Origin of the sequence: Pantoea sp. DY-17 (genome assembly GCF_019795975.1) — a bacterium.
Lineage (GTDB): Bacteria > Pseudomonadota > Gammaproteobacteria > Enterobacterales > Enterobacteriaceae > Pantoea > Pantoea leporis.
Window position 1 is genome coordinate 1,179,618 of record NZ_JAIMIG010000001.1, and the last position, 23,557, is coordinate 1,203,174.

At 56.6% G+C, this 23,557-nt stretch carries 20 protein-coding genes; 10 read left to right on the plus strand and 10 right to left on the minus strand.

Annotated elements, in window-relative coordinates:
- Nucleotides 1-217: 217 nt before the first annotated feature.
- The 5 genes from guaD to dcp all read left to right on the plus strand — a co-directional run bounded on the left by guaD (nt 218) and on the right by dcp (nt 8,231).
- Entirely contained in the window at nt 218-1,546 is a 1,329-nt protein-coding gene (gene guaD / locus K5Y33_RS05620; RefSeq protein ID WP_222233413.1) for a guanine deaminase, read from the plus strand.
- Nucleotides 1,543-2,985: a xanthine dehydrogenase small subunit gene (gene xdhA, locus K5Y33_RS05625; protein WP_222233414.1), complete on the plus strand. Its 1,443-nt coding sequence runs from the start codon at nt 1,543-1,545 to the stop codon at nt 2,983-2,985. Before guaD ends, xdhA begins: the two co-directional genes overlap by 4 nt.
- The gene (gene xdhB, locus K5Y33_RS05630; RefSeq protein WP_222233415.1) at nt 2,975-5,341 is read left to right on the plus strand and encodes a xanthine dehydrogenase molybdopterin binding subunit; all 2,367 of its coding nucleotides are present in this window, start codon (nt 2,975-2,977) and stop codon (nt 5,339-5,341) included. The genes xdhA and xdhB overlap by 11 nt, the downstream gene beginning before the upstream one ends.
- On the plus strand, nt 5,328-6,110 hold the full coding sequence (gene xdhC / locus K5Y33_RS05635; protein WP_222233416.1) for a xanthine dehydrogenase accessory protein XdhC: 783 nt from the start codon (nt 5,328-5,330) through the stop codon (nt 6,108-6,110). The genes xdhB and xdhC overlap by 14 nt, the downstream gene beginning before the upstream one ends.
- Nucleotides 6,111-6,182: 72 nt before the next feature.
- The gene (dcp, locus tag K5Y33_RS05640; protein WP_222233417.1) at nt 6,183-8,231 is read left to right on the plus strand and encodes a peptidyl-dipeptidase Dcp; all 2,049 of its coding nucleotides are present in this window, start codon (nt 6,183-6,185) and stop codon (nt 8,229-8,231) included.
- A gap of 24 nt (nt 8,232-8,255) precedes the next feature.
- Here dcp and hpxO read toward each other — a convergent pair whose 3' ends face one another.
- The gene (hpxO, locus tag K5Y33_RS05645) at nt 8,256-9,413 is read right to left on the minus strand and encodes an FAD-dependent urate hydroxylase HpxO (RefSeq protein WP_222233418.1); all 1,158 of its coding nucleotides are present in this window, start codon (nt 9,411-9,413) and stop codon (nt 8,256-8,258) included.
- Nucleotides 9,414-9,663: 250 nt separating this feature from the next.
- On the opposite strand from hpxO, the gene K5Y33_RS05650 reads away from it, so the two are divergent.
- Both K5Y33_RS05650 and K5Y33_RS05655 read left to right on the plus strand, forming a co-directional pair.
- Nucleotides 9,664-9,903, plus strand: coding sequence for a hypothetical protein (locus tag K5Y33_RS05650; RefSeq protein WP_101764365.1), 240 nt, complete (start codon nt 9,664-9,666; stop codon nt 9,901-9,903).
- 75 nt (nt 9,904-9,978) lie between these two features.
- Nucleotides 9,979-11,241 carry a phosphatase PAP2 family protein gene (locus K5Y33_RS05655; protein ID WP_222233419.1) on the plus strand — a complete coding sequence of 421 codons (1,263 nt, stop codon included), beginning with the start codon at nt 9,979-9,981 and terminating at the stop codon, nt 11,239-11,241.
- Nucleotides 11,242-11,522: 281 nt separating this feature from the next.
- Here K5Y33_RS05655 and K5Y33_RS05660 read toward each other — a convergent pair whose 3' ends face one another.
- From K5Y33_RS05660 to K5Y33_RS05680, 5 genes are all read right to left on the minus strand, one after another.
- On the minus strand, nt 11,523-12,023 hold the full coding sequence (locus K5Y33_RS05660) for an RES family NAD+ phosphorylase (RefSeq protein WP_222233420.1): 501 nt from the start codon (nt 12,021-12,023) through the stop codon (nt 11,523-11,525).
- Nucleotides 12,023-12,505, minus strand: coding sequence for an antitoxin Xre/MbcA/ParS toxin-binding domain-containing protein (locus K5Y33_RS05665; RefSeq protein WP_192233888.1), 483 nt, complete (start codon nt 12,503-12,505; stop codon nt 12,023-12,025). The genes K5Y33_RS05660 and K5Y33_RS05665 overlap by 1 nt, the downstream gene beginning before the upstream one ends.
- Before the next feature lie 117 nt (nt 12,506-12,622).
- Nucleotides 12,623-14,107 (minus strand): FGGY-family carbohydrate kinase, encoded by a 1,485-nt coding sequence (locus K5Y33_RS05670; protein ID WP_222233421.1) that lies wholly within the window; start codon nt 14,105-14,107, stop codon nt 12,623-12,625.
- A gap of 60 nt (nt 14,108-14,167) precedes the next feature.
- Nucleotides 14,168-15,007, minus strand: coding sequence for a class I fructose-bisphosphate aldolase (locus tag K5Y33_RS05675; RefSeq protein WP_210080679.1), 840 nt, complete (start codon nt 15,005-15,007; stop codon nt 14,168-14,170).
- Complete coding sequence (locus K5Y33_RS05680; protein WP_222233422.1) at nt 14,991-16,745, minus strand: glycerol-3-phosphate dehydrogenase/oxidase; 1,755 nt, start codon at nt 16,743-16,745, stop codon at nt 14,991-14,993. Before K5Y33_RS05680 ends, K5Y33_RS05675 begins: the two co-directional genes overlap by 17 nt.
- Before the next feature lie 266 nt (nt 16,746-17,011).
- Between K5Y33_RS05680 and K5Y33_RS05685 the strand changes: the two genes are divergently transcribed.
- The 3 genes from K5Y33_RS05685 to K5Y33_RS05695 all read left to right on the plus strand — a co-directional run bounded on the left by K5Y33_RS05685 (nt 17,012) and on the right by K5Y33_RS05695 (nt 19,748).
- Nucleotides 17,012-17,524: an AAA family ATPase gene (locus tag K5Y33_RS05685; protein ID WP_222233423.1), complete on the plus strand. Its 513-nt coding sequence runs from the start codon at nt 17,012-17,014 to the stop codon at nt 17,522-17,524.
- 178 nt (nt 17,525-17,702) lie between these two features.
- Complete coding sequence (locus K5Y33_RS05690) at nt 17,703-18,965, plus strand: DUF1479 domain-containing protein (protein WP_222233424.1); 1,263 nt, start codon at nt 17,703-17,705, stop codon at nt 18,963-18,965.
- A gap of 42 nt (nt 18,966-19,007) precedes the next feature.
- Nucleotides 19,008-19,748: a DNA-binding transcriptional regulator YciT gene (locus K5Y33_RS05695; protein ID WP_222233425.1), complete on the plus strand. Its 741-nt coding sequence runs from the start codon at nt 19,008-19,010 to the stop codon at nt 19,746-19,748.
- Between the two features lie 13 nt (nt 19,749-19,761).
- Here K5Y33_RS05695 and K5Y33_RS05700 read toward each other — a convergent pair whose 3' ends face one another.
- From K5Y33_RS05700 to K5Y33_RS05715, 4 genes are all read right to left on the minus strand, one after another.
- On the minus strand, nt 19,762-21,009 hold the full coding sequence (locus K5Y33_RS05700; RefSeq protein WP_222233426.1) for a type II toxin-antitoxin system HipA family toxin: 1,248 nt from the start codon (nt 21,007-21,009) through the stop codon (nt 19,762-19,764).
- Complete coding sequence (locus tag K5Y33_RS05705) at nt 20,999-21,346, minus strand: helix-turn-helix domain-containing protein (RefSeq protein ID WP_110866164.1); 348 nt, start codon at nt 21,344-21,346, stop codon at nt 20,999-21,001. Before K5Y33_RS05705 ends, K5Y33_RS05700 begins: the two co-directional genes overlap by 11 nt.
- A gap of 165 nt (nt 21,347-21,511) precedes the next feature.
- The gene (locus tag K5Y33_RS05710; RefSeq protein ID WP_222233427.1) at nt 21,512-22,465 is read right to left on the minus strand and encodes a sugar-binding transcriptional regulator; all 954 of its coding nucleotides are present in this window, start codon (nt 22,463-22,465) and stop codon (nt 21,512-21,514) included.
- A 148-nt stretch (nt 22,466-22,613) separates the two neighbouring features.
- Entirely contained in the window at nt 22,614-23,552 is a 939-nt protein-coding gene (locus tag K5Y33_RS05715) for a sugar phosphate isomerase/epimerase (RefSeq protein ID WP_222233428.1), read from the minus strand.
- Nucleotides 23,553-23,557 lie beyond the last annotated feature (5 nt).

Genomic DNA, 23,557 nt, shown 5'->3' on the forward strand with positions numbered 1-23,557 from the left:
GCAGTAAAACTCGCTGCAATGTTAAATCGCAACCGTTTGCGATAGTGAGCAACCGGTTGCGCATACGTTTGCTCGTCAAGCTTGACACAAAAACGCATAAAAACAACCTATTATATTGAAAGTTAACAGTATTTTTTGTTCTTTGCATTGGCATGCGCTTTGCAAACTATCTTTAAGGCAATCACCTGCACTCATAAAAAAGCACCAAGGAACCATTATGCCTTACGCACCCGAAACGCTGCTGCGCGCCAGCTTCTTTGATTTCACCGCTCTGGCCGCGCAGCCGGACGACATCGCTGCCAATGCGCGCTATCTCGAAGATGGCTTATTAACGCTGCGTGACGGCAAAGTGGTCAGCCTGGAAAGCTGGCAAATCGCGGAAGGGCGCGTTGATCCCACTCGCGTCATCGATCTGCGCGGTAAACTGATCGTGCCCGGCTTTATCGATACCCATATTCATTATCCGCAAACCGAAATGATCGGCGCCTTTGGCGAACAGCTGCTGGAGTGGCTCAACCAATATACCTTCCCGGTGGAGAGCCAATATCACTGTCCCGATCACGCGGCAAAAATGTCGGCGTTCTTCCTGCATCAGCTGCTGTCGAACGGCACCACCACCGCGTTGGTATTCGGCACCGTGCATAAGCAGTCGGTCGACTCGCTGTTCAGCGCCGCGCGGCAGCTGGATATGCGGCTGATCGCGGGCAAAGTGATGATGGATCGCAACGCGCCGGAATACCTGACCGAAACGCCGGAAGAGAGTTATCAGCACACGCGTGAACTGATTGAGCGCTGGCATCAGCGCGGTCGCCTGAGCTATGCGCTCACGCCGCGCTTTGCTCCGACCTCGTCGCCGGAATTGCTGGATAAAGTGCGCCAGCTGCGCGAGGAGTTTCCTGATGTCTGGATGCACACGCACCTAAGTGAAAATCCGCAGGAGATCGCCTGGGTAAAAGCGCTATTCCCGGAGCGCGCAGGCTATCTCGATGTTTATCATCATCACCAACTTACCGGCAAACGCAGCGTGTTCGCGCACTGCCTGCATCTGGAAGATCAAGAGTGGCAATGCCTGCATGACACCGATTCATCAATTGCCTTCTGCCCGACCTCAAACCTGTTCCTCGGCAGCGGATTATTCAACATCAAACGCTGCTGGCAGCAGGGCGTACGCATGGGCATTGGTACTGACGTCGGCGCAGGCACCACCTTTAATCTGCTGCAAACGCTGGGCGAAGCCTACAAAGTCGGCCAGCTACAGCAATACAAACTCAGCGCCTGCGAAGCGTTTTATCACGCCACCTTAGGCGGCGCGCACGCGCTCGATCTGGATGACGTTATCGGCAATTTTAACCCCGGCAAAGAGGCCGATTTCGTGGTACTCGATGCGGCGGTGTCGCCGCTGCAGAAGCTGCGTGATGCCAACAGCAAAGACATCTGGGAGCGGCTGTTTGTGATGATGACGCTTGGCGACGACCGCAACATCGCGCAAACCTGGGTGAGCGGCAAACCGGTTTGGCAGCGCGAAAGTGAGGAGCAAATCGCATGATCCAGTTCTTACTCAACGATCGTTTAATCACCGAATGCGAGCTTGATCCCAATCTCACCGTGCTTAACTACCTGCGCGGCCAGCAGCAGCGTCGCGGTACCAAAGAGGGCTGCGCGTCTGGCGATTGCGGTGCCTGCACCGTCACGCTCGGTAAAGTCGTCGATGGGCAGATGCAGTATCAGGCGGTGAACAGCTGTTTGACGCTGGTCAGCAGCCTGCAAGGCAAGCAATTGATTACCGTGGAAGATCTCAAGCAGGGCCGCGAACTGCACAGCGTGCAGCAAGCGATGGTGGATTGCCACGGCTCGCAATGCGGCTACTGCACGCCGGGTTTTGTGATGTCGCTGTTTACTCTGCAGAAAAACAGCGCTGGCTGGGATCGACATCAGGCAGAACAGGCGCTGGCGGGTAATTTATGTCGTTGCACCGGCTATCGTCCGATCATGGATGCGGCGCAGCAGGCGTGTGAACAACCTGATGCAGATGCCTTCAGCGCCAATGCACCCGCGCTAGTACAGCGTTTACAGGCGCTCAGCAACGATGAAGTACAGATCATCGAAGCCGCGGGCAGCCGCTGCTATCTGCCAAAAACAGTAGCGCAACTCGCCGAGCTCTATCAGCAATATCCTGAAGCCCGTCTGGTGGCTGGCGGTACCGATCTGACGCTGCAAATCACTCAGCAATATCAGCGCTTGCCGCTGCTGATCGCGCTGGAGCAGGTCGATGAGTTGAAGGTCTGCCACGAAGATGAAACGCATCTATATCTCGGTGCTGCCGCCTCATTGCAGCATTGCTATCAGTTTTTAGCACAGCACATTCCAGCGTTTAGCAGCATGCTGGAGCGTTTTGCCTCATTGCAAATTCGTAATCAGGGCACGCTCGGCGGCAACATTGGTAACGCATCGCCGATTGGTGATTGCGCGCCGATGCTGCTGGCTTTAAATGCGCATCTGGTTTTGCAACTGGGCGACAAGCAGCGAGAAGTCCCGCTCGATCAATTCTTTACCGCCTATCGCCAAACGGTCTTGCTGCCGGGTGAATTCATTCGCAGCATCACCATCGCTAAAGTGACGGTGTCACCCAACTTTGCGGCGTGGAAAGTGGCTAAACGGCTGGATGATGATATTTCCGCAGTTTTCGCCGCTATCAATCTGCACATCGCGGAAGGGGTAATTGTGGAAGCGCGGCTCGCCTTTGGTGGTATGGCCGCCACGCCGAAACGCGCGCTGGCGGCTGAAGCACAACTGCTGGGCCAGCCGCTGCATCTCAGCGCCATCGAAAAAGCCTGCGCCGCGCTAAGTGTGGATTTCCAGCCACTAAGCGACTTCCGCGCCAGCGCCGATTATCGCCTGCAGGCGGCGCGCAATCTGTTGCGCCGCTACTACGCACAAGCGTCTGGCGAGCTGACCATTACTGAGGTATCGCGCTATGTCTCATAACCGTCCGGAACTGAACGAAACGCTGCTGAAAACCCAGTTTGCCACCGACATGCAAACGGGCGTCGGGCGCAGCAATAAACATGAAAGTGCCGACAAGCATGTCTCCGGTGAAGCGCTGTATATCGACGACAAGCCGGATCTGCCGGGATTGCTGCATCTCTGTCCGCGTCTGAGCGAGCATGCGCATGCGCGCATCACCAAACTGGATGTGCAGCCATGTTACGCGGTGCCGGGCGTGGTCAGCGTGCTGACATGGCGCGATGTGCCGGGCCTCAACGATGTCGGTCCGCTCGAACCGGGCGATCCGCTGCTGGCGCAGGACACAATCGAATATTTCGGTCAAATCGTCATTGCCGTCGCCGCTGATTCACCGGAAGCGGCGCGTGCCGGCGCCGCAGCGGCGATTGTTGAGTACGAAGCGCTACCGGCCGTCCTCGACGTGCGTGAAGCGTTGGAACAGCGTTTCTTTGTGCAGCAGCCGCACATTCACCAACGCGGTGATGCTGACGCTGCGCTGGCGCGGGCGTCACGCCGTATTCAGGGCGAATTTCACATCGGCGGTCAGGAACATTTCTATCTGGAAACCCAGACGGCGCTGGTAATCCCCGGCGAAGATGACAGCTTGCAGGTGTTCTCCTCGACGCAAAACCCCACCGAAGTGCAGAAACTGGTGGCGGAAGTGATGGGCATCACCATGAACAAAGTCACCATTGATATGCGGCGCATGGGCGGTGGCTTTGGCGGCAAAGAGACGCAGGCGGCGGGCGTGGCGTGTTTGTGTGCCATCGCCGCGCGTCAGCTGCGCAAACCGGTAAAAATGCGTCTGGCGCGCCGCGACGATATGCAGATCACCGGCAAACGCCATCCGTTTTTTGTCCGCTACGATGTCGGCGTCGATGACAATGGTCGCTTCTGCGGCGTGAAGATCGATCTGGCCGGCAACTGCGGTTATTCACTCGATCTCAGCGGATCGATTGTCGATCGTGCGATGTTCCACGCCGATAACGCGTATTACCTCGGCGATGCACTGATTACCGGCTATCGCTGCCGCACACATACCGCCTCGAACACCGCGTACCGTGGCTTTGGCGGGCCGCAAGGCATGGTAGCGATTGAGCAGATCATGGATCACGTCGCGCGCGAAGTGGGAATAGATCCGCTCGAACTACGCAAACGTAATTATTACGGCAAAACCGATCGCAACATCACCCATTACCACCAGCAGGTGGAAGACAATCTGCTGGATGAGATGACGGAGCAATTGGAAACCAGCAGCGAATACGCCGCGCGGCGTCGTGACATCAGCGCATTTAACGCCAGCAACCGTTTTATGAAACGCGGACTGGCGCTGACGCCGGTGAAATTCGGCATCTCTTTTACCTCCAGCTTCCTCAATCAGGCCGGCGCGCTGATTTTGATTTACACCGATGGCACGGTGCAGCTCAATCACGGCGGCACCGAAATGGGCCAGGGCTTAAACACCAAAGTGGCGCAGATTGTGGCGGAAGTGCTGCAAATTGATATCAGCCAGATTCAGGTGACCGCCACCGATACCGGCAAAGTGCCCAACACCTCGCCAACCGCAGCGTCCAGCGGGGCCGATCTCAACGGCAAAGCGGCGCAAAATGCGGCGCAAATCCTGCGCGATCGCATGACCGAGATGCTGTGTCAGCAACATCAATGCGCGGCAGACGCGGTGCATTTCAGCAACGGTATCGTGCGCGTCGGCGAGAAACACTTCACCTTCGCCCAGGTTGCACAGCAAGCGTGGCTTAATCAGGTGCCGCTTTCTGCCACCGGTTTCTACAAAGTGCCGGGCATCCATTACGATCGCGCCGCCGGACGCGGCAAACCGTTCTATTACTTCTCCTACGGCGCGGCCTGCTGCGAAGTGCTGGTGGATACGCTGACCGGCGAATACCGCTTGCTGCGCGCCGACATTTTGCATGATGTGGGCGCGTCGCTGAATCCGGCGATTGATATCGGCCAGGTTGAGGGCGGTTTTGTGCAGGGCATGGGCTGGCTCACCTGCGAAGAACTGGTGTGGAACGACAAGGGCAAATTGCTCACCGATGGCCCGGCCAGCTACAAAATCCCGGCGATCAGCGATGTGCCCAGTGATTTGCGCGTCACGCTGGTAGAGAACCGCAAAAACCCGCAGGACACGGTGTTTCACTCCAAAGCCGTCGGCGAACCGCCGTTCATGCTGGGCATCGCCGTGTGGTGCGCATTGCAGGATGCGGTTGCCAGCGTTGATAACTATCGTCGCCATCCGCAGCTGGACGCGCCCGCCACGCCGGAGCGGGTATTCTGGGGGATTCAGCGCTTATCAGGAGCGGAACATGATTTATCATGACTGGATCGGCGTATTGCACAGCCTGCGGGAAAAACGCGAAAGCTGTGTACTGATTACCGTGCTCAGCGAGCGGGGCTCCGTGCCGCGCGATCGCGGTAGCAAAATGGTGGTCAGCGCCACTGACACTTTTCTCACCATTGGCGGCGGCCATCTCGAATATCAATGCATTGCGCAGGCGCGAGAGATGCTGCAGCAGCGCTGCACCCAGCCGCGCAGTGAAGAGTTTGCGCTGGCTGCGCGTCTCGGCCAATGCTGCGGTGGTCACGCCACTTTGCTGTTTGAACCGCTGATGCAGCAGCAGCCGGAAATCCAGGTGTACGGTGCAGGTCACGTTGGCCAGGCGCTGGTAAATCTGCTTGCCACTTTGCCGTGCCGCATCACGTGGGTTGATAGCCGCGCCGCGCAGTTTCGCGCCGTGCCGCCCGGCGTGACGGTGCGTCAGGTTGAGGATCCGATTGACTGCGTGCGGGAAGCCGCGCCCGACAGCTATTTTGTGGTGATGACGCACGATCATCCACTCGATCTGGCGCTCAGCGAAGCGATCTTGCGGCGCGGCGATTTTCGCTATGCCGGTGTGATTGGATCTGCCACTAAAGCCCAGCGCTTTCGCTATCGCTTAGAGGGCAAAGGCATTGCGGCAGATTCCCTCGCACGTTTGCGCTGCCCGATTGGTTTGGCGGATGTGAAGGGCAAGTTACCGGCGGAAATTGCCGTCGCGGTGGCGGGAGAAATCATCAGCGTTTATCAACAGCAGGCGATAAGTTGTTGAGTGACGAGGAAACTGCCAGGATAGAACCATCCCGCCGCCACCGTGCGGCGTTGCTGATTATCAGGAGCGATAATGAATTCACGAACCAATCCGTTTTTCACCGCCAGCACCTTGCCGTATCAAACCCCGCCATTTGACCAGATTGAGGAAGAGGATTTTCTGCCGGCGCTGGAAGCGGGGATTGAAGAGAAACGGCGCGAAGTGGCGGCGATCGCCAGCAATCCTGACGCGCCAACCTTTGCCAACACCTTTGAGGCGCTGGAGCGTAGCGGCCAGTTGCTGAAGCGCGTGAATCTGGTGTTTGGTGCCATGACTTCCGCCAACACCAGCGATCGGCTGCAGGAAATCGATGAACTGATTACCCCGCAACTCACCGCGCTCAATGACGAAATCTACCTGAACAGCCAGCTGTTTGCTCGCCTCGATACCGTTTACCAGCATCGCGGCTCGCAGTGCCCGGATGCCGAAGCGATGCGGCTGGCGGAAGTCACCTGGCAGCATTTTCAGCTGGCCGGTGCCAGCCTGAACGAAGCGGATAAAACCCAGCTGCGCGCCTGCAATCAGGAGCTGGCGAGCCTCAGCACCCGCTTCGGCAATAAGTTGCTGGCGGCCACCAAAGCCGGTGCTTACGTGGTGAGCAATGTTGCGGCGCTGGCCGGATTAAGTGAAGAAGAGCTGGCGCATGCCAAAGCGGCGGCCGAAGCACGCGGCTTGCACGGCGAATGGCTGATTGCGCTGCAAAACACCACGCAGCAACCGGCGCTGCAGGCGCTGGAAGTGCGCGCCACGCGTGAAGCGCTGTTCCAGCAGGCGCTAACACGCAGCGAGCAGGGCGATGATAATGACACGCGCGACATCGTGCTACGCATGGCACAACTGCGCGCGCAGCAGGCGAGTTTGCTCGGTTTCAAAACCTATGCCGAATGGAGCATGCAGGATCAGATGGCGAAAACGCCGGAGGCGGCTTTTGCCTTTATGCGCAATATTGTCCCTGCCGCGCGGGCCCGCGCGGAACGCGAAGCCGCCGACATTCAGCAGGCCATTGAAGCCGCGCATCACAGTTTTCCGCTGCGCGCCTGGGACTGGAGTTTTTATGCCGAGCAGGTGCGTAAAGCCCAATACGCGCTGGATGAGAGCCAAATCCGCCCGTACTTTGAGCTGAATAACGTGCTGGAAAAAGGTGTGTTCTGGTCGGCCAGCCAGCTTTTTGGCATTCGCTTTAGCCAGCGCCACGATCTGCCGGTTTATCATCCGGACGTTAACGTTTACGAGATTTTCGATGCCGACGACACGCCGCTGGCGCTGTTCTACACCGATTTCTTTAAGCGTGATAACAAAAGCGGCGGCGCGTGGATGAGTAATTTCGTCGACCAAACCACGCTGCTCGGCACCAAACCGGTGATCTACAACGTGTGCAACTACACCAAGCCGCAGGCAGGCCAGCCGGCGCTGCTGAGCTGGGATGAAGTGATCACGCTGTTCCACGAGTTTGGTCATGCGCTGCACGGTTTGTTCGCCACGCAACGCTATCCGAGCTTGTCGGGTACCGCCACGCCGCGCGACTTTGTCGAGTTCCCGTCGCAGATTAATGAACATTGGGCCAGCAACGAAGCGGTGTTTGCCAACTATGCGCGCCACTACAAAACCGGCGAGGCGATGCCGGCTGAGCTGCGTGACAAGATGGTGCGCGCCGCGAAGTTCAACAAAGGTTACGACATGACCGAACTGCTGGCCGCCGCGCTGCTGGATCTGCAGTGGCATTCACTGACCACGCACGACAATCCGCAGGACGTCAGCCACTTCGAGCTGCAGGCGCTGGCCGCCGAAAACATTGCGCTGGCGACGGTTCCGCCTCGCTATCGCTCCAGCTATTTCCGCCATATCTGGGGCGGCGGCTATGCAGCCGGTTATTACGCCTATATCTGGACGCAGATGCTCGCCGATGATGGCTATCAAGCCTTTGTCGAACGCGGTGGATTAACACGCGAAAACGGTCAGCAGTTCCGCGAACATATTCTGTCACGCGGTAACAGCACCGATTTGCAGCATCTGTGGCTGGCGTGGCGCGGCAAAGAGCCGGAGATCGGCCCTATGCTAAAAAATCGTGGATTAGAGTCGTAGAACCGCCATTGATGGCGACCTGGTTCAACCCAGCGGACCGCCTTCAATGGTATCGCACATGCCGGCCAGCACGCGCTCGCCGGTTTCGTTTTTCAAATCTGCATACCACGCCGCCGTCACTTCCGCGTCTTTAGCGTGGGTCACATCGCAGCGCTTACGGGCTTTCAACACCAAATCTTTGGTGCGATCCACACGACGGGCTTCATAACGTAACAACGCATCCTCAATCCCTAAAGAGTGTGACGCCAGCGTCTGCGCCAGCACCACCGCATCTTCCATCGCCGCACAACCGCCTTGCCCGATATCCGGCGTGGTGCTGTGTGCGGCATCGCCCAGCAACGCCACGCGACCTTTAACAAAACGGCTAAACGGTTCGATGTCGTGGATTTCCACGCGGTTGGTGGTTTCCGGATTGAGGCGTTCAATCAGACGCTGCACCGGTTCGGCCCAGCCGCTGAAGTAGCCTTTGAGATCGTTTTTCAACGTTGCGCGATCTTCCGGCAAGCCTTTTGGCAGCGGAACATCAAAGAAGAAGTAGAAGCGGTTATCGCTGACCGGCATCAGCGACACGCGTTTGCCTTCGCCGACAAAAGTGGTCCATTGATCGGCGGGCGCAATCGCTTCATCAATTGTCACCAGGCCGTTCCAGTTGACGTAACCGGCGTAACGACGTTCCACGCTTTCACCCAGCACATAGTGGCGGATCACCGAGTGCGTACCATCGGCGGCAATCAGAAAATCACCTTCGGCCTGGCTACCGTCATCAAACCAGGCGGTGACGCCATGCTCGGTTTGCTCAACCTGCGTGACGCGTTTACCAAAGCTAATGCGCGAACGTCCGTAGGTATCGATCAGCATCGCCTGCAATTCGGCGCGCGCCACCGGATAGGGATATTCCCCCACCTGCTGCACCAGCGGTTTCATGCTGAAGCGGGTGAGCGTGCTGCCGCTGTGCGCATCGTTGTAGGCCATAAACGTCATGTTGCCGCCCAGTGCGCGCAGCGGCTCTTTCATGCCCAACGCGTTGAGACATTTCACGCCGTTGGGCCAGATAGAGATCGCCGCACCCACCGGCTTCATCTCTTTCACTGCTTCAAACACCGCGGTGTCAAAACCCGCTTTCTCCAGCGCAATCGCAGCACTCATACCGCCAATGCCCGCGCCAATCACAATCGCTTTCATATCCGTCTCCTTTGCTATGCATTAAAGACTGCAACTTTTGTACCAGGTTGGAAGATTGGCCAAATGAAGGCTAACTCATTGATTTTAAATTAACGAAGCAGCATCTGATCTTGCCACTCTGCACTACAGTGGCGCACGCCCATGCACTGCAGCAGAGCAACTTCTGTGAAAGAGTGAATCGATTGTTTCAGCATGGTAATTGGCTCCGCAGCAGCCATACTCATTACACCCGTTCTGCGAGGACTCAATCATGAAATGGATAATGGCTTTTACCTTGCTGTTCAGCGCCAGCGTGCTGGCACAACCGCAATGGCAGCCGGAGCGAAAAGCACCGGTGGTGCAGCTGACGCCGATTGCGGCGAAGTGCGATGTTTCAGCCTGTCAGCAAAACTGCTATGTGCAGCAATCACAGTGTAAAAATGACAATAACGGCGGCTGCGGCTCGCTGGCACAAATTTGCGTACAAAACTGTGCCAGTCAGTGTCGTTAAGTGAAATAAATCTGTCATAACCGAGTGCTAGCGTGTTTCCCCGGCAAGGTAATATTCTGAAAACAGGGGAAAATAATGAAAACCCGCTTCACACTGATTGCATCGGTTATTCTGCTGGCACAGCAGGCACATGCGGTCTCACTGCCCGATGCGGCCGCATTGGCAGGCTTAACCTCTACCGGCTCCACCTCCGCTTATAGCGATCTCGAACAGCAATCGCTGCAGGCTGAACGTCAGGCGCTGCAAGGTGATACCAGCACGTTGACGCGCGAGCAACTGGATAAAGCCAAACAGACCGCGAAACAAGCTGACACGCAGTGGCTGAAAAACAGCGGCTACGATTTCAAAATGAAAGAGAACCAGCAGGCCGGAATTGCGCTGCTTTCGGGCTTTAGCACGTTGCCCGCCAGCGTACTTGATGCCAGCCAAGCCACCGTCACCCACATCAACCTGAACGCCACGCAAAATGTGCGTCATCAGGCTCTGGCCGATGCAGAAGCCATCAGCTATCTCTATTTCCTCTCCGATGCGCTTGGTCCGCGCCTTGGCAAAGCCTTCCTCGCCGCTTACGACAAAGGTGAGATCGGTAAGGCCGCCGCGCTGATTAAAGCCAGTGAAGTCAGCACCAGCGCGGCGAAAAAGCACTTTAACTATCCGCGGCCGTTCCTGCGTGAAGGCAACAGCATCCATCTGGTGCCGGACGATGTAGTGGTGAAGGATAACGTGCGTTACACCGCCGACGGCGGCTCTTTCCCGAGTGGTCACACCAACACCGGTTATACCGATGCTTTGTTGCTGGCCGAAATGGTGCCGGAACGTTTTGAAGCATTGATGACGCGCGGCGCACGCTACGGTTATTCGCGTTTAGTGTTGGGCGTGCATTACCCGCTGGATGTGATGGGTTCGCGCATGGTAGCGCAGCGCAACGTGGCGAATTATCTCAACGATGCGCGCTATCAGGCACTGTTTAGGGAAGCGCGTAATCAGTTGCGTGCCGCGCTGGAAAAAGAGTGTGGCACGTCGCTGGCAGAGTGTGCGCGCAGCAATGGCAATGACGATCCGTATCGCTCACCGGCGATGAAGCAGTTCTATCGTTTCACCATGAGTTACAACCTGCCGAGAGCCAATGTGCAGAACGCGCCTGTCAAAGTCCCGCAGGGCGCGGAGATCCTGCTAAAAACCGCGTTGCCGCAGCTGTCTGATGCGCAGATTCGTAGCCTGATGGTGAAAAGCGCGCTGCCAAACGGCTATCCGCTGTCTGGCAATGATGCAGATCAGTCATTCTGGCAACGTGTGGATTTAACGGCGGCGTATGCTTTAGCGAAACCGGCGCGTTGATATTTTGCTTTAAATTCGGTGCGGGCGCAGACACATCTGCTGCGTCACGGGCCGTCCTCGCGCCGCTAGCGCGGTGCCTTCGGCTTCTACGTTGTGCCAACGGACCGTTCGGGGATCGGCCGTCCTGGCCGGCCCCGAACTGCCTCACGCATCCATGCGTGAGGCTCCTGGCCCAACGTAAAATCCTCAGCGCTGTGGATAGCCCTTTTGCCGCAGCAGACGCGCCAGCGCCTTTAGCAAATGTGTCCTTTTCAACAACTCGCACTGAAGCAATACCCTCGTCACGCTTTAATCCGGCGATCAAGCGCGAAGGGCGCTGAAGTAGCTTGTGCAAATAGGGCCGCAGCGGCGGGGTGGTCGGGATTGAGAATGGCGTTGTCTTCGCCGGTCAAAATGCTGGGCACCGTTAACAGCAAAGGAAAGCCGCCTTGCACATCGAGGAATGCGGCGCCAATCGCCTGTGTTTCTTCCTGCTGCTGATACTTTTGCCAATCGTCGGGCAGTTTACTGCTGTCCAGCACCATGATTTCGCTCTCAGGAATCGGCAGAGTAAAAATCACAAAGCGACTTTTCTCCAGCATCGCTTTACCGGCATGCACCACCAGTTCCAGCGTGGCGAGCGCCTTTGAACTGCTGAGATACACCGTCTTAATGCCGGGCGGATTCCAGCGTCCGCCCCATTTTTCAGCGCCAGCGCCGCTAAATGCCTCGCTGGCGTACTCTTCTTTCACGAGTCGATAAAACAGCCGATAGGGAGCATCCGGTTCCTTCCGTTGCGTCATTACACAATTACTCCGTGTTCCAGGCGACCAATCAGCGTTAACACCGCATCACAACCCGCAGGCGTGCTCAGCATTTCCATCGGCAATGCATCATCCAGTGCAAACGCAGGTTGATACATCCAGCGCATGGCAGCGTCAACGTCACCGGAAAATAATTGCAAAACGGCATCCAGAATTTCGAACACCTGATACACGCGCGCACCTTGCTCCACCGAGAGTTGCGATCCGGCTTTCTCGCGGCGGCGATAGGTATTGCGATCGATAGAGACCATCTGGGCCACATCCAGTGGCGTTGCTTTCAGCACCGTGGCCGCGCGTTCAACGATGCCGACATCCAGACCTTCGGTGATCAACTGGTGCGCTTTCAGCGGATTACGCGGTAAGCCCATTTGATCCATAAACGATTGCTGAGCGTGCTGGATCAGCGTGGGATCGAAGACGCGTGCGGCATTGCCGTGATTGAATGGGGATGCAGTTGTCATAACAACCTCCTGAACAATGTTCATTTGAACATTTTGGTAGCTCAAGTGTACATCACTGCGCAGGGGTTGTCATTTTTTATACGATCTTAAAACTAATGCATTGTTAATAAACAATAATCAACTGGCTTGCTGCCACATCTCGCGCATCGCCAGCTCCAGCTTTTTAAACACCCGATAACGTACGTCGTGAAACGCAACGCGCTCTGGTCGCGGCAACAATTTGCCGGGATTGATCTGCACCGCCTGCTGCGCGGCCTCGGCAAGATTGCGCCACGCGCCGACGCCCACACCGGCACACAAGGCGGCGCCCAGCGCGCCGGTCTCTTTGCACTCCGCCACGCGAATCGGTATGCCTAACACGTCAGCAAACATCTGCGGCCAGATGCAACTGCGCGCCGCGCCGCCCGACAAAATGGCCTGCGTAAAAGGGATGCCTGCCGCACGCAAGCGATCAATATGCGCCCGATGGGCAAAGGTCACGCCTTCAAACAGCGAAAACAGCATATCGGCGCGCGTATGCCAGCCGCCTAAGCCATAAAACCCGGCCTTGGCCGGTTCCGATTTGCGTCCGGAATAAAGATAAGGATGATAGAGCGGTAGCTGGGCATTGGGTTGCACGTGCGCCACGCTATCGCTGCTGCGCGCGGCGCCCTGACCGCCGCGACCATCGTCGAATTCGCGCAGGAACCAGTCGAGATTCGCCGCCGAGGTGGCGCTGGCCTCAATCGCCATATAACGGTCGAACTCTATAATGGAGTTCATAAATACCGGGCGCAGATAATCGGGTTTATCTACCACCACCTGATTGATGCTCCACGTACCGGCGACAATCGAGGCTTCACCGCTGTTCACCACGCCAGAACCCACGGCGCTGGCCACCACATCAAATATGCCCGCCACCACCGGAATGCCCGCCGGTAATCCGGTGAGTTGGGATGCACGTTCTGTGACATGGCCAACCACCTCGCAGGATTCACGCAGTGCGGGCAGCAGGGCGAGCGCGTCTTCGATGTCGTACAGCGCCATCAATTCACGGCTGTAGCTGCGCGCACGATAATCAATTAAGCCGGCACCGGCGGCATCTGAAAAATCAGCGCTAATCGCACCGCTGAGAAAATGGGCGATAACGTCTTTCGCCAGCAATAAATGTCCGATTTGCGCCCAGCGCTCGGGTTGATGTTGCTTAATCCAGCTGATCAATACCGGCGTTGCCGCAGGCCAGGGTTTTTGCAGCGAAATCTGATAGATGCGCTTATCCGCGCCGCTCATTTCCAGCGCGTGCACCGTGTCACAAGCTCGATGATCGATAGATTGAATACCAAACAGCGGCTGCTGATGCTTATCCAACGCGTACAAACCGTTGCCGTGACCGGCCGCGCCAACCGCAATCACATCGCTGGCTGGCGTCTCCGCCTGCTGCAGACAACGGCTCACCGCATCGCTGACGCCATGCCAGATATCCGCTACCGGCCGTTCGGCGTAGCCTTCCTGCGGACGATGGGTTTCTCCCGCGCACTCGGCCACCGACAATACGCGACCGCTGAGATCAAACAGCACCGCTTTGATCATGGTGTTTCCGGCATCAATACCGACTATCTTCATATCCGACTCCGTGCAACTGGCGAAGACGGCGCACCGCTTAAGCGCCGGTGCAGGTAAGGCTCAACCCTGCTGATAGATTTCCAGGGCGTCCGCGCCGCTGACGCCCTGATGAATAATCGCCATCAGCGCTTTCACCACGCGTGACGGATTATCGTGTTGATAAACATTGCGGCCATACACCATACCGCTGGCACCTTGCGCCATCAGCGCAGCACTTTTCGTCAGCACGCCAGCCAGTTCACCTTTGCCGCCGCCGCGCACCAGCGTGGGACAGCGCGCCGCTTCCACCACGCGATGAAAATCTTCCACGTTCTCAGTGGGATCGGCTTTGATGATATCGGCACCTAACTCACGCGCCAGCCGCACCAGCGGCACAATTTTCTCGACATCGCCGAGTGAGCCGTAGGCCGCGCCTTGTCCGGCGGGGGCCATCACCAGCGGCTCAATCATTAGCGGCATGGCGTAGCGATCGCAGGCCTGACGCAGGCGGCCAATATTTTCGACGCACATGCGGAAAATGCCCGGTTCATCCGGGATCAGATAGAGGTTCACCACCACTGCGGCGGCGTCCATCTGCAACGCGGCAAGAATCGGTTCATCCGGATTGTGCAGCACCGCCCACATTTCCCGGTGACGCGCCGCGTTGTAGGCATTGCCCACATCGGTGCGCATCACCAGCGCCGGTTTGCGTCCCGCCACACGCTGCAGCAGATCGGCCTGACCGTAGTTGACCTGAATCGCATCCGGCTGCGCGGCGATCAGGTTATCCATCACGCCCTCAATATTCTCCAGACCGATGAGAAAATCGGGCTCGTTGGCGATACCGTGATCAATGGCGACATCCAGGCATTTACCGTGCTGAAACAGACGCTGCATGCGCACTTTATTGGTTACTAACATGTCGTGTTTCCTCCTGAAAAACCGTGGGGTAAAGGCCGGTAAGCCCGTGCAACCGTGCCAGATTGGCGCAGCCGCGCTGCAGCTGCTGCGCGCGTTCGCTGTCGCTCCAGCCGAGCGTTGCGGCCATGATCTGCGCGATCTCCTGCACCAGCGGCGCGGTGAGTTCACCGCAAATCGCCAGCGAGGTGCGGCGCACCAGCAAATCCTCCAGCTGACAAACCTGCTCGTGCTCAATCAGATACCGTAATTCGACATCGCTGTAGGCGGCGTGATGCTGCAACATTTGCTCGCCGTGCTGCTGGATCAGCGCCAGCAGCGGCAGGGCGCGGCTGCCGTAACGTTTGGCGAGTTGCATTACGCGCGGCAGCGGCACGGCATAACGCTGCGCCAGTTGCGCCAGCCACGCGGTTTGTCCTGAAGGTTTGGGGAAATCACGTCCGCCGCCAATCGGCACATCACCGCTGGAGACCTGCCGTTTTTCGCCGAGCAGCCGCAGCACGCGATCCGCCGCCTCTTCACCAAACTGGCGAAAAGTGGTCCATTTGCCGCCGACTAAACAGAGCGTGCTCCAGGCGCGATTGGCGTCAGCCGGCAACACCACTAACGAGTGATTACGCGAGATTTGGCCGTTGAGTTTGGCCTCGCTGGCGGGCAGCGGACGTACGCCGCAGAAGGTGTAAACGATGGCGGAATCCGCCACCTCGATATGCGGGAAGACGAAGCGCAGTGACTCCAGGATATAACTCTTTTCCTCCTCTTCGCACACCACTGCATCGGGATCGTCCACGCGGATATCGGTGGAACCCACCAGCACCTTGCCAAACCACGGAAACATGATGCAGACGCGGCCTTCCTGGTTTTCGAAATAGACCATTTCGCCATCCAGCATCTGCAGCAATTCGGGATGGTCGAGGATCAGATGCGAACCTTTGGTGCCGCCAATCAGCTTTGGCAGATCGCGGTTGGAGGTGATGCGTTGGTTAAGCTGGTCGATCCAGGCACCACCGGCATTCACCAGCACATGCGGTTGCAGGCTAAATCGCTCGCCGCTTAACGCATCCTGCAAAATAACCGTTTCTCCTTCGGCGCTGATCAGCTGCAGATAATTGAGCGCCAGCGCCTCTGGACAGGCTTTTTCGGCATCATCAATCAGCTCAAATCCCAGCCGTTCCGGCGCGCTGATCCAGGCATCGTAATAGCTGGCGCTGTATTTCACCCAGGGCGCGAATCCCGGCCAGCGGTCACGCGTGGCGGCTTCATTGCGCACCTGATGCTTCGGCATCGATCCATATTGGCGGGTGTAAATGTCATACAGGCTAAGCCCGGTTTTGATCAGCAACGCCCCGCGCCGCGTCGGTCTATCGCTCAGGCGCAGAAAACGGCGGGTAGCATTCACTAAGCCGCCAGCGAGATTATCGATCGGCACCGTGGTGCGTAGGGGGAAAACATAGTGCGAGGCATTTTTCAGCAGGCGATCGCGCTCGGTGACCGACTCTTTGACCAGCGTAAATTCACCGGTTTCCAGATACCGCAAACCGCCATGAATCATGCGCGACAGCGCACCGCTGGCGGCCTGGCACCAGTCGCCTTTTTCCACCAGAATCGCCGGAATGCCCTGCAGCGCCAGCTCACGAAAAGTGCTGATGCCGTTGATGCCGCCGCCGACAATCAACACCGGTGTCGATGAACGCAGGCGCAGGGCGCTCAGGCGTTGTTCGCGGGTTTTAATGTTATCCATGAGATGCTCCATTTCCAGTACGCCAGGATGAGATCGTAGTCGCTGGAGCCGCGCTGAAGGACGAAAGGTGAACGAATTGTTAATGGAAGGATTGAGAGTTGAGAGGTCGGTCACTTAACTCGTCTCTGAGAAACTGACAAATCTGTTAAGCGATGGCATTACTCGCTTTCAGAAGGAGAAGCGGGAAAGAAGAGATTAAGGGCTGGCAACTTGAATTGAGTGAAGTTAACTTCACTCATATTTATTTCATTTCAAGGAGATGATCGATGCTCATCACGTTTAGCGGATTACCCGGCACCGGCAAAAGCACCATTGCGCGCTTATTAGCGCAGCAGATCGGCGCGGTGTATTTACGCGTCGATACTATCGAACAGGCGTTGCGATCGGGTGAAGAGAGCGAGAAAGCGATCGGGCCGGAAGGGTATTTTGTCATCTACGGATTGGCGCGCGACAATTTGCTACTCGGTTCCACCGTTATTACCGACTCGGTTAACGACCTGCAGCTGATCCGCAACGCTTATCGCGATATCGCCTTGTTGAGCGGTGCGCCGCTGCTGGAAGTCGAGGTAATCTGTTCCGATCGTAACAAACATCGCTTTCGCGTCGAAAATCGCGCTTCCGATATTAATGGTTTGAAGCTGCCGGATTGGCAGGCAGTTGAACAGCGCGAATATCAAGCCTGGGAGCGCGATCATCTGCAGCTAGATAGCGCGTTGCTCTCGGCGCAGCAGTGCGTGGATGCCATTCTGCAAGCGCTGCCGAAAACCTCACAATCCTGATTTTTAAATGGTGGCGTAAAACGCGCCGCCACTTTCACCTGAAACCCATTCTTCGATCTTAATGTGATCAACCTCCGGATTCGGCGGTTGCATGATTGTTTATTGCTGCGCGTTTGTTATGAATGAAGCTTATTTTGGTTTCGAATGAAATAAACAAGTTAACGAATCGGAGCATGTCATGAATCATACTTTCACTTCATTGCAACAACCTGATGATTTCAAAAATAACGTTCGCCTGATGAAAAGGGTGTTAAGAGAGCAGATCGGCGATGTCGAAGGTCTGTTTGAACAAGTCAGAAGCAAAATCGTCAGCGAAATTGCCGCCGCTCGCGCGGATGAGGCGCAAAACGGCAGCGCGTGGCCGCAGGTGAGTCAGCAGGATATTGCGGCAGGACGTATCACCGATGAGGTGAAGGATCATATTCGTCGACGCGGTTGTGTAGTGGTGAAGCAGACTTTCCCGCGCGAACAGGCGCTGGCCTGGGATGAATCGATGCTCAAATACCTCGATGACAATGATTTCGACAACGTCTACCAAGGGCCGGGCGATAACTTCTTCGGCAATCTTGATGCGTCACGTCCGGAAATCTATCCGATTTACTGGAGCGATGCGCAGATGTCAGCGCGTCAAAGCGAGGCCATGGCCCAGACGCAATCCTTCCTCAATCGCTTGTGGACGTTTGAGTCGCGCGGCTCGCGCTGGTTTGATCCTGACGTCAGCATCATTTATCCCGATCGTATTCGTCGCCGCTTGCCGGGCACCACCTCCAAAGGTCTTGGCGCGCACACCGATTCAGGCGCATTGGAGCGTTGGTTACTTCCAGCATATCAGCAGGTGTTCAGCAAAATTTTCACCAATCAGTTTGATCAATACGATCCCTGGGATGCGGCGTATCGCACTGAAGTGAATGAGTATCAATCGGGGACTACCACCAAGTGCTCGGTATTCCGTACCTTCCAGGGCTGGACCGCGCTGTCGGATATGCAGATTGGTCAGGGCTTGCTGCATGTGGTGCCGGTGCCGGAAGCGATGGCCTATTTGTTGCTGCGTCCGTTGTTGAAAGATGTACCGGAAGATGAGCTTTGCGGCGTTGCGCCGGGCAAGGTGCTGCCGGTTTCAGCGCAGTGGCATCCGGAACTGATTGAGGGCTTGTGTTCGATTCCCGCGCTGCAGGCGGGCGATTCGGTTTGGTGGCATTGTGATGTGATCCACTCGGTCGCGCCGGTAGAGGATCAGCAAGGCTGGGGCAATGTGATGTACATTCCCGCCGCACCGCTGTGTGAGAAAAATGCCGCATACGCGACAAAAGTGGCGCAGGCGCTGGCCAGCGGTGCGTCGCCTGGCGATTTCCCGCAGGAGGATTATGAAACGCAGTGGCGCGATCGCTTCACCCTCGACGCGCTGAATGCCAATGGTCGCCGCAGTCTGGGATTGGGCTAAATTTCTGGTAAGCTTGCCAAAAATTTCACAGCAGCGGGTGTTATGAACGCACGTCATCAGCAGATTATCCAATTGGTCAGCGAGCGCGGCAGCGTCAGCGTAAATGAGCTGGCGCACACCACCGGCGTCTCAGAAGTGACGGTGCGTCAGGATCTCAATCTTCTGGAGAAAGGCGGCTTTCTGCGCCGCGTGCACGGTTCCGCCGTGGCGCCAGAAAGTGATGATGTTGGCGCGCGTATGCAAACTCGCTTCGCGGTGAAAAAGCATCTGGCCGAGTACGCGGCGTCGCTGGTGAACAGCGGTGAAACGGTGTTTATCGAAGGCGGCAGTACTAACGCCTTGCTGGCGCGTGAACTGAGTGAACGCAACGATATCACCATCATTACCGTGAGCCATTACATCGCCGGATTGCTGCGCGAAAAGGGCGGCGATGTGATCATCCTTGGCGGCCTGTTCCAGAAAAGCAGTGAATCGGTGGTGGGGCCGCTAACGCGTCTGTGTATTCAGCACCTCAATTTCCATAAGGCGTTTATCGGCATTGATGGCTGGGATGCGATCACCGGCTTTACCGGTCGCGATATGCTGCGCTGTGACGTGGTCAACGCCATCATGGAAAAACCTACACACACCATCGCGCTGACGGATTCCTCAAAGTTTGGCCAGATTCATCCGTTTGCGCTGGCACCGCTTCAGCCGTTTAAACAACTGATCACCGATGCCGAACTGGAGGCGAGCTATCAAAAAGCGCTGCGTGAGAAGGGCGTGGAAGTGAGTTTGGTCTAGCTCACGCAATCAGCTATTCAAGTGAAAAAGGATTGATGAACTGCCTGTGCCACAAGCTTTCCCGATCCACCTGGCTCAAATCGGCTTCATCACAAACATGATGCCAATAGGTTTCAATCGACGTTTTTATCAGCACGAAATGCGCATGCGCGTCAGCGCGACTCAAAGCAAAGTGATGAGCGGCATCCAGGCAGCTGCTCATACGACTCAGATTATTGTTGCCACTAATCAGCATCGCCTGCGAGGCTTCATTGCCAGCACGACCTTGCGGGCAAATATCATAAGCAGGCGTGAGACTGAAGCTTTTACCATCCCAAAAGGCGGCATGATTGCGGGCATGGTCATCGGTATTGCCGCTGAGAATATTGAAGCAAAGCCGTTTATACAGCTCCAGCAAAGTCTCTTTGGGCGCGGCAAAACGTTGACGAATAATTTCAGCGAGTGTTTCGTAGCTGGCATAGCGCGCCAGCATATCGTCGAGTTCAAATAGGGTCAGCGCCGAAAGCATCACTTTTCGCGTCCATCCATCGGCTTTATGTTCACGATCAAAGCGCTCAATCATGATCACATCGCGTCCGGCGGCTTTGACTAGCTTCACCGGAGCGACATGCAATCCTGCCAACTGCGCCAACCGCATCGCCAGGAATTCGCCTTTTACCACGTTCCAGATATCCGCACTGGCAGAAAATTTCGCGATGTATTTTTTTCCCTCGGCCTCGATCAGCGCTTTTGGCCGCGCGCCGCCGATCGACGTCCCATGAAAAAGCGCCTGATCCAGTTCGGGTGTTAGCGGCACGCCTTTTTCAACCCGATCAGCCGACTCCAGTAATTCAGGAAGGGTGACATTTGCAGTTGAGCGCGGAATGTATTCCGTCGCCGAGTGCTGGAAATCCAGGGCACCAATGCGATCTGAACCGGACTCAATGAGATACGTCAGCTCATCGAGTATTCCGGTATCGACGTTGGCGCCTTTCCGTCCCATACGACGGTTGATAATGACCCGGCGTCCCCAGGCATCAGGTGCGCTGTCACGGATACATCCCGCAATGTTTAACCCATTCAGCGGCGGAATAACGCCAGTCCGCAGAGGAAGTTCATTGGGATTGAGCGGAATGCGGTTTTCGCGCTGCAGATAACTACGACCATAGTTGAAAAGCAGCGTATCGCCTTCAGCCTCAAGCCTGCCCGCCACCACTGGTGATGTTTCACCAGGCAGCCATATCCATACGTAAGCGTCTCTAAAACGCGCTTCAGAAGTCATCCTTCACCTTCCTGCTACTCTTTTTTTTACTGGTGTGTTTGGGTAACAGCTTGAGCTTTTCTTCAACACGATTTCGATGACTGACCAATGATGGCAAACTCACCTCTGCATCAAACAGGGGAATGCCCAATATGGCCGCAATCTCGAAATAACTGCCAATCTGACATTTCACGTCGCCTTGCTCAATGCGATGTAAAGTCCCACGCGAAATACCGGCTCTTTCTGCTAACTCAGATACTGGAATTTGCTTCTCGATACGTTCAGCACGAATCAAGGAAGCTAATAGGGCAATCGCTTCCTGAGCATAGCGTGAGGTGGGTGAAGTGATAGAAGCCATGACTTGTTCCATACAGGGTACCAATAAACGTAATTTGTACTATATATGGAACATCTTAGCCTGATGTGAAGGATTTTTTCAACGGCGCATCATGTCAGAGATGTTCACTGTGTAGTACCAATTACGCTTATTGGTACTACACAGTGAACATTTCATCATTGCAATTCAGCCCACCAATGCCTGCGCGGTGACCTCATCCGTGATCAAACCGGTCACCAGACCGCTGGCCAGCACTGCGCGAATCGCGGCGACTTTACTGGCGCCGCCCGCCAGGGCGACAATCTCTGCGCGATGCGAGAGATCGAGATCCACTGACAACGTGCGGGCCGTTAAGTTGGTGTGAATCATCTGTCCGTTGGCATCGAAGAAGTGGCCCAGCAGCTCGCCGACCGCGCCGGATGAGGAGATATCGTTGATCTCCGCTTCATCAATCATGCCGGCTTCAACCAGCTGAGCGGCGGGTTCCACGGTGCCAATTCCCACCAGTTTGACTTCACTCTGCGCCGCCATGGCAAACACCTCGCTCACGCCGCGCTGCGCCAGTAACACTTGGCGATCTTCCTGGGTATTGGCAAAGAAAGGCACGGGCATCATGTAGGCCTGCGCACCGGTTTTCTCGGCGATGCGGTGCATAACGTCGTGAGGATTGAGCGCGTAGTTGCGAGTTAAACAGCCGAGCAGCGAGACAAAGCGCATATGCGGCGCATCAATACGTGGCAATTGATGGATGGCGGCGGAAAGGGTGCGGCCATGCCCCAGACCTAAGGTGGTAGAAGGCGACGCGGTGAGCAGGTTACGCAGGTAATCCGCGCCCGCCATACCCAGCGCGCGCACCGGCAAGCCTTCTTCGCCAAGATCGGGGGCGACATGACAGAAGTTAAGCGCGAATTTCGCGCGCAGCCGATCTTCTAGTGCGACGCAGGCGACGATATCACCATCAATCGACACCTTCACCGCGCCTTCCGCCACCATGCGCGCAATCATGCGGTGCGTTTTCACCGACGGCAGCCCGAGTCGTTTCGCCACTTCCGCCTGCGTTAAACCGCCGACGTAGTGCAGCCAGGCGGCGCGTAGCGCCAGAGATTCGTCGCGTTCAGTCGAGGTTGGTGCCGGTTTCATGGGTTGTCCTTTGGTTTATATGGTGCGCTTAAGCCCTCATCCCAACCTTCTCCCACAAGTGGGAGAAGGGGCCGTTCGAGCAGCGTGCGCGGACAGTTCCCTCGCCCGCTTGCGGGAGAGGGTTAGGGTGAGGGGGAAACCGCGCACCTCACTCCGCCAAATGCAGATCCTGCACGCCGGTATCAATATGCCCGGCCCAAAAGGCGACGCTTTCGGCGATCTCCGCCACCACGTTGCTATCGGTTGGCTCGCGCTCTTTAAAACTCAGCTCAAGGCAGATCTCATTATCCTGCGCACCGCCGCGCGCCAGCGCGTCCAGCAGCGGCTGCGGCTGAATGCGGCCGCCGGCATTGTACTGCAATGTAAAAGGTCTGTGTCCGCCTTTATCCAGCATGCTCTGTTTAATATGGATAATCGGCGAGTAGCGCGGCACCGCTTCGGCCCACGCATAAGGATCGTAATCGCGCGGATCGGCGGAAGTGACATCTCCGTGATCGATATCCGCCATCATCCACATCGGCAGCGCCATTGAGGCAGCACTCAAACGCTGCTGTAGCGCCAGACAGGCCGGAATGGTTTCGCCAAACTCGCGGCCCACGCTCATGGGTTCCCAAAACAGGTATTTCAATCCGGCGGCTTTGGCGTGTTCGGCAACATCGGCCCAGCAATCAATGGCGATGTCGATCAGTGCGTCGCGGCGCGCAACATCGTTGAAATCCTGCTGGGTAAAGATGGCGAACTGCGAACCCACCGCGTCACCGCCCAGCTCGGCGGTGATATCAGCGAAGGTTTTAAACCAGTCAACATAATAGCGGCGCACTTCGACATCAGGATGACCAAAATGGTTGAGGCGACCATAGGGGCCGGTCATGCCGGAGGTCACGCGCACGCCGGTGGCGCGCAGCGCCTGCTGCATCTTGCGCGTCATGCGCGTGAGGGTCGCAGCAGGCCAGCCGGGATTGATAAATTCATGGGTGAGCTGCACATCACGGATGCGGATCTGCTGCGCCACGGTGGTAATCAAATCCTGCGGGTCGGCAAAGCGGTTCACCAACGGATTAGTATTCAGTGACAGCGTTAACGGCATGATTC

Excerpts from the sequence above, each read along its gene's own strand:
- K5Y33_RS05705 (WP_110866164.1), bottom strand. The coding sequence starts at position 21,346 with ATGGCTTCTATCACTTCACCCACCTCACGCTATGCTCAGGAAGCGATT.
- K5Y33_RS05650 (WP_101764365.1), top strand. The coding sequence starts at position 9,664 with ATGAAATGGATAATGGCTTTTACCTTGCTGTTCAGCGCCAGCGTGCTG.
- K5Y33_RS05715 (WP_222233428.1), bottom strand. The coding sequence starts at position 23,552 with ATGCCGTTAACGCTGTCACTGAATACTAATCCGTTGGTGAACCGCTTT.
- K5Y33_RS05685 (WP_222233423.1), top strand. The coding sequence starts at position 17,012 with ATGCTCATCACGTTTAGCGGATTACCCGGCACCGGCAAAAGCACCATT.
- K5Y33_RS05665 (WP_192233888.1), bottom strand. The coding sequence starts at position 12,505 with ATGACAACTGCATCCCCATTCAATCACGGCAATGCCGCACGCGTCTTC.
- xdhA (WP_222233414.1), top strand. The coding sequence starts at position 1,543 with ATGATCCAGTTCTTACTCAACGATCGTTTAATCACCGAATGCGAGCTT.
- K5Y33_RS05710 (WP_222233427.1), bottom strand. The coding sequence starts at position 22,465 with ATGAAACCGGCACCAACCTCGACTGAACGCGACGAATCTCTGGCGCTA.
- K5Y33_RS05700 (WP_222233426.1), bottom strand. The coding sequence starts at position 21,009 with ATGACTTCTGAAGCGCGTTTTAGAGACGCTTACGTATGGATATGGCTG.
- K5Y33_RS05655 (WP_222233419.1), top strand. The coding sequence starts at position 9,979 with ATGAAAACCCGCTTCACACTGATTGCATCGGTTATTCTGCTGGCACAG.
- K5Y33_RS05695 (WP_222233425.1), top strand. The coding sequence starts at position 19,008 with ATGAACGCACGTCATCAGCAGATTATCCAATTGGTCAGCGAGCGCGGC.
- K5Y33_RS05675 (WP_210080679.1), bottom strand. The coding sequence starts at position 15,007 with ATGTTAGTAACCAATAAAGTGCGCATGCAGCGTCTGTTTCAGCACGGT.
- dcp (WP_222233417.1), top strand. The coding sequence starts at position 6,183 with ATGAATTCACGAACCAATCCGTTTTTCACCGCCAGCACCTTGCCGTAT.
- xdhC (WP_222233416.1), top strand. The coding sequence starts at position 5,328 with ATGATTTATCATGACTGGATCGGCGTATTGCACAGCCTGCGGGAAAAA.
- K5Y33_RS05690 (WP_222233424.1), top strand. The coding sequence starts at position 17,703 with ATGAATCATACTTTCACTTCATTGCAACAACCTGATGATTTCAAAAAT.
- K5Y33_RS05680 (WP_222233422.1), bottom strand. The coding sequence starts at position 16,745 with ATGGATAACATTAAAACCCGCGAACAACGCCTGAGCGCCCTGCGCCTG.
- hpxO (WP_222233418.1), bottom strand. The coding sequence starts at position 9,413 with ATGAAAGCGATTGTGATTGGCGCGGGCATTGGCGGTATGAGTGCTGCG.
- guaD (WP_222233413.1), top strand. The coding sequence starts at position 218 with ATGCCTTACGCACCCGAAACGCTGCTGCGCGCCAGCTTCTTTGATTTC.
- xdhB (WP_222233415.1), top strand. The coding sequence starts at position 2,975 with ATGTCTCATAACCGTCCGGAACTGAACGAAACGCTGCTGAAAACCCAG.
- K5Y33_RS05660 (WP_222233420.1), bottom strand. The coding sequence starts at position 12,023 with ATGACGCAACGGAAGGAACCGGATGCTCCCTATCGGCTGTTTTATCGA.
- K5Y33_RS05670 (WP_222233421.1), bottom strand. The coding sequence starts at position 14,107 with ATGAAGATAGTCGGTATTGATGCCGGAAACACCATGATCAAAGCGGTG.